We start from the raw sequence: 1,222 nt of genomic DNA on the forward strand, positions 1-1,222 counted from the left end.
CCCAGCTACCGCTGGGAGGTGCCCCCAGTTTCCCAGGGGCTCCGCCCCCGGACCCCCGCTCCTCAAACGCCGGAGGGGCTGAATTCATCGCGCGAACGGGCTGAGCTGACATGAGCCTCCCCCTCCCCGAACTCCCCGACCTGCTCACCCTCGGGCTGCCCCGGCTGACCGCCGGGCTCGACGGCGCCGCGCGGCTGGATCGGCGCGCCCATCTGGCCGTCCACGGCTCGGTGCCACGCCTTACCGAGGACGAGCTGACGCGGCTGGCGGAGGCCGTCGCGTTGCGCGGCCGTGGCGGGGCCGGGTTTCCGTTCGCGCGGAAGGTGCGGGCGGTGGGCGGAGCCGCGCGGCGGCGGGGGACGCGGCCCGTGGTGGTGGTCAACGGGTGCGAGGGCGAGCCAGCGTGCCGCAAGGACGCCGTGCTGCTCCGGCGCGCCCCGCACCTCGTGCTGGACGGCGCGCTGCTGGCCGCCGAGGCGCTCGGCGCGCGGACGCTCGTGGTCGGGGTGACCCGTACGGGCACGGAGGCGTCCGTGCGGGAGGCGCTCGGCGAGCGCGGCCTGGCCGACCGGCGCGGGCGGGCCGTGCGCGCCCGGGTCGTACGCCTCCCCGAGCGCATGGTCTCCGGGGAGTCCTCCGCACTGCTGCGCGCCGCCGGCGGTGGGCCCGCGCTCCCGCCCGGGCGGCGCGGCCACGCCACGACGGCCGGGCTGGGCGGCCTGCCGACGCTGCTGTCCAACGCCGAGACGTACGCCCAACTCGCCCTCGCCGCCCGGCTCGGCGCCCCCCGTTACGCCTCGACCGGCACCCCGGACGAGCCGGGCACCGTCCTGCTCACCGTCTCCGGCGCGGTGCCGTTCCCGCGCGTCGTCGAGGCCCCCGGCGGGGTGGCGCTGTCGTACGTGCTCGCCCAGTGCGGTACCGGTGCCGCGCCCCAGGGCGTGCTGGTCGGTGGCTATCACGGCGGCTGGCTGGACGCGGCCGCCGCTGCCGGGGCGGCCCTCTCCAGGGACTCCCTGGCCGCGCACGGCGCGACCCTGGGCGCGGGGGCGATACTGCCGCTGTCCGGGGACACCTGTCCGCTGGGCGAGGCGGTGCGGGTGGCGCACTGGCTGGCGGCGGAGTCGGCGGGACAGTGCGGCCCGTGCCGGCTGGGGCTGCCGGCGCTGGCCGGGGCCCTGGCGGACGTGGTGGCCGGGGGCGGACGCGGGGCCCTGGAGGC

The 1,222-nt window shown here is 79.1% G+C and carries 1 protein-coding gene; it reads left to right on the plus strand.

The window, feature by feature from the left end; all coding sequences use genetic code 11:
- Positions 1–110 precede the first annotated feature (110 nt).
- Positions 111–1,222 (plus strand): NADH-ubiquinone oxidoreductase-F iron-sulfur binding region domain-containing protein (locus K6I33_RS35150; RefSeq protein WP_229358849.1); only part of this gene is annotated, 1,112 nt, incomplete at its 3' end.

It is taken from the genome of Streptomyces sp. UNOB3_S3 (assembly GCF_020740895.1).
In the GTDB taxonomy this organism is placed as follows: Bacteria; Actinomycetota; Actinomycetes; order Streptomycetales; family Streptomycetaceae; genus Streptomyces.